Here is a 3,914-nt window from a genome sequence, read left to right on the forward strand (position 1 = left end):
GCGGCTCGCTCCGGCGGGCGAGGGGCATCCGATCCTCGACGGGCTCGTGTTCGGCGGACGCTTGATCGACGACGTGGCCGTGCGCCGCGGGTTCGAGGCGACGCTCGCCGGCGCGGAGGAGATCCTCGAGGCGCCCGGCGTCGGGCCGATGCTCGTGATCGCGTCGGCGAGCGGAGAGCGGGCGGCCTCCGCGGCGGGCGCGCGCGAGCCCGGGCGCGGCCCAGCGGCGGTGCTCCTCTGCGGCGTGGATCCCGCGTGGAGCGACCTTCCGACGAGCGGGCTCATCGTGCCGCTCGTCCACAGGCTGGTCGAGCGGCTCGGCGTCGTCGTCGCGCGCGCCCGCTCGGTCACGGTCGGCGACGACCTGCGCGTGCCCGTCGCCGCGGTCGCCGGCGGGAGCGTCGAGGTCGAGCGGCCCGACGGTTCCTCGGTCTCGGTCCCGGTCGTCGCGCGGGGCCGCTCGGCGCTGGCCGTGCTCGAGCGGACGCCCGCGCCGGGCATCTATCGCTTCGGCGACGGCGGTCGGGGCGTGCTCGCGGTCGCGAACGCGGCGCCGGAGGAGTCGGCGCTGGCGGCGGCCGCCCGCGAGGAGATCGTCCGCCGGGCGCCCGGCGCGCGCATCGTCTCGCCGGACGCCTCGATCGAGGGCCAGATCCTCGAGGCGCGGCGCGGGCGCGAGTTGTGGCGCGTGTTCCTCTACGCGGCGCTCGCGCTCCTTGCAGTCGAGATGCTCATCGCGCGTCCCCGGGGGGCGGCCGCATGAGCAGCGGTCGGACGATCGCCGAGCTCGCGTTCCGCGCGCAGCCCTTCGAGCGGATCGCGCGGGCTCTTCAGGATGGCCCGGCGCGCCTCTGGGTGAGCGGCCTCCTCGGGTCGTCGAAGTCGCTGCTCGCCGCGGTGCTCGCCGCGCGCTTCCCGCACGCGTGGGTCGTCGTGGCGCCGACGCCGTCGGACGCCGAGCACGTGCACGACGACCTCGTCACCTTCCTCGGGCAGGAGCGCGTCCAGCTCTACGGCGAGTGGGAGACGCTCCCGTACGAGCGGCGCTCCCCGCTGTCCACGATCACCGAGTCGCGCCTCATCACGCTGAGCCGCCTCGCCGCCGGCGAGCCGCTCATCGTCGTCACGTCGCCGCGGGCGATGATGCAGGCCACGCTCCCGAGGCGCCTCCTTCGCGACGCGACGTGGACCGTGTCGAAAGGAGCCGAGCTCGACCTCGGCGCGTTCACGCGGTCGCTCGTGGACATGGGGTTCCGTCGCGTTCGGATCGTGGAGGAGCCGGGCGACCTGAGCGTGCGCGGCGGCATCGCCGACGTGATGCCGTTCGGCTACGACGATCCGGTGCGGATCGAGCTGGACGGCGACGTCGTGGCGTCCGTGCGGCAGTTCGACGTCATGACCCAGCGGTCGCTCAGGCAGCTTGAGCGCGCGACGATCCTGCCGCGGCGCGAGGTCGTGCTGCTGGGCGAGGGCGTCGGCGAGCTGATGGAGCGGCTCGCCGCGGGTCATCCGTCCGACTCCGAGGACCGCGAGCACCTGCTGCAGGGGCTGGACGCGCGCTTCCACTTCGACGGTGTGGAGCAGTACCTTCCGGTCATCCACCCCGACGCAGAGACCCTGGTGGACTACCTCCCCGCGGAGACGGGCGCCGTCATCGTGCGCGAGGACGAGGTGTGGGACCGCGCCGAGCAGACGCTCCTCGAGGCGGCGCGGATCTACACCGAGCGCCACGAGGAACTGCCCCTGTGCGAGCCGGAGCGGCTTTTCACGCCGTTCGAGAGGATCGCGGGGAGGCTCGCGAAGGGGCGGCTCGTCGCGACGGGGCTGGTGGCGAGCGGTCGCATGGACTTCGGCGAGCGCGTCGAGGCGCACGCGGCCGCGCAGGAGCCGTTCTCGTCCAACCTCGATCTCCTCAGGCGACGCATCGCCGAGCTCGCGCGCGACCACCGCGTGTTCGTGATGTGCGACAACCGGGGCCAGGTGGCGCGGCTGCGCGAGCTCCTGGGCGACGCGGCGACGGACGTCGCCCTCGAGATCGGGAGCCTCGAGAAGGGGTTCTCGGTGCCCGAGGCCGGGCTCGTCGTGTTCACGGACCACGACATCTTCGACCGGTACAGGCGCCGACGGCGGCGCAGGTTCCGCGGCGGCGCGCCGCTGTCGAGCTTCGAGGCGCTCTCCGAGGGCGACTACGTCGTGCACATCGCGCACGGCATCGGCCGCTACGTCGGGATGACGCGACTCGAGGCGGACGGCCGGGCGCTCGACTGCGTCGTCGTGGAGTACGCCGACGGCGGGAAGCTCTTCGTCCCCGCGGACGAGCTGGACCGCCTTCAGAAGTACGTCGGCAAGGACGGCGTCGTGCCGCAGCTGAACAAGCTCGGCACCGGCGCGTGGCAGAGGACGACGGCGCGCGCGAAGGCCGCGGTCCAGGAGCTCGCGCGCGACCTGCTCAGGCACTACGCGTCGCGTCGCGCGCGGCCCGGCCACGCGTTCGGGCCCGACGTCGTCTGGCAGCAGGAGCTCGAGGCCTCCTTCATCTACGAGGAGACGGAGGACCAGCTCCGCGCCACCGAGGAGATCAAGGCCGACATGGAGTCGGAGCGCCCGATGGACCGCCTGGTGTGCGGCGACGTCGGCTTCGGGAAGACCGAGGTCGCCATCCGCGCGGCGTTCAAGGCCGTGATGGGCGGCAAGCAGGTGGCGGTGCTCGTGCCGACGACCATCCTCGCGCAGCAGCACCTCACGACCTTCCGCGACCGCCTCGCGGAGTACCCGGTCGCGGTCGACGTCCTCTCGCGGTTTCGCACCGACAAGGAGCAGGACGACGTGCTGGCGCGGCTCAAGGGCGGGAAGGTCGACGTCGTCATCGGGACGCACCGGCTCATCCAGAAGGACGTCGAGTTCCGCGACCTCGGGCTCCTCGTGATCGACGAGGAGCAGCAGTTCGGCGTGCTCCACAAGGAGACCATCCAGCGCATGCGCGCCTCCGTGGACGTGCTCACGCTGACCGCGACGCCGATCCCCCGGACGCTCCACATGTCGCTCGTGGGGGCACGGGACCTGTCCGTGATCAACACGCCGCCGCGCGACCGCCTGCCGGTCCGCACCGAGATTGCGCCGTTCGACGACGAGCTCATCGCCGAGGCGGTCATGCGCGAGGTGGACCGCGGCGGGCAGGTGTACTTCGTGCACAATCGCGTGCAGACGATCGACGCCATGACCGCGTACCTGCGCAACCTCCTGCCGTCCGTGCGTGTCGACATGGGGCACGGCCAGATGCCCGAGCGGCAGCTCGAGACCGTGATGCTGAGGTTCCTCGAGGCGGAGGTGGACGTTCTGGTGTGCAGCATGATCATCGAGTCCGGCCTCGACATCCCCAACGCGAACACGATCGTCATCAACCGCGCGGACCGCTTCGGGCTCGCGCAGCTCTATCAGCTCCGCGGCCGCGTGGGGCGGTCCAACCATCGGGCCTACGCCTACCTGCTTATCCCGAGGGACAAGGCGCTGTCGGAGACGGCGCGCCGGAGGCTGGCGGCGATCGAGGAGTTCACCGAGCTCGCGTCCGGGTACAAGCTCGCGATGCGCGACCTCGAGATCCGCGGAGCCGGGAACATCCTCGGCGCCCAGCAGCACGGTCACATGCTCGCCGTCGGGTTCAACCTCTACGCCCGGCTTCTTCGCGAGGCGGTGCAGGAGCTCAGGGGCGAGGCGGTCGCGGAGGAGCCCGAGGCCGTCGTGAACATCAAGACCGACGCGTACATCCCGGACTCCTACATCGCCGACCACGACACGAAGATCGACATCTACAAGCGGATCAGGGACGCGGCGAGCGAAGCGGTCCTGGACGGCCTCGCGGAGGAGCTCGGCGACCGGTTCGGCGCGCCGCCGGAGCACGTGGGTTCGCTCCTGGA

Annotated in this window: 2 protein-coding genes; both read left to right on the forward strand. The window is 72.0% G+C overall.

Annotated features, from left to right (window positions below; genetic code table 11):
* Nucleotides 1–763 (forward strand): hypothetical protein (locus FJY74_09535; protein MBM3308554.1); only part of this gene is annotated, 763 nt, incomplete at its 5' end.
* On the forward strand, nucleotides 760–3,914 hold a 3,155-nt coding region (mfd, locus tag FJY74_09540), incomplete at its 3' end, for a transcription-repair coupling factor (GenBank protein ID MBM3308555.1). The genes FJY74_09535 and mfd, both read left to right, overlap by 4 nt.

It is taken from the genome of Candidatus Effluviviaceae Genus I sp., assembly GCA_016867725.1.
Lineage (GTDB): Bacteria > Joyebacterota > Joyebacteria > Joyebacterales > Joyebacteraceae > VGIX01.